A 251-nucleotide genomic window follows, 5' to 3' on the forward strand; every position below is an offset into this window, starting at 1 on the left:
GCGGCCGCGCAGTTGGCCGCGATGGGGGAATTGTTTGCCTATCGGCTCTCACGTTGCTCGGAGACCGAGGACTGGGCGATCGACACCATGGAGGCAGTGGCCGCCGAGGTGGCCGCGGCCTTGCGGATCAGCCAGGGGCTGGCGGCGAGCCGGCTGCGCTATGCCCGAGCGATGCGCGAACAGCTGCCGCAAGTGGCCCAGCTGTTTGTGGCCGGTGACATTGACTACCGGGCGTTTCAGACCATCGTGTA

General features: G+C 66.9%; 1 protein-coding gene. It reads left to right on the plus strand.

Annotation, left to right across the window (positions count from 1 at the left end; translation table 11 throughout):
- On the plus strand, positions 1 to 251 hold a 251-nt coding region (locus F0Q45_RS27275), incomplete at both ends, for a DUF222 domain-containing protein (protein WP_149656733.1).

It is taken from the genome of Mycobacterium simiae (assembly GCF_008370645.1).
Taxonomy (GTDB): domain Bacteria; phylum Actinomycetota; class Actinomycetes; order Mycobacteriales; family Mycobacteriaceae; genus Mycobacterium; species Mycobacterium simiae_A.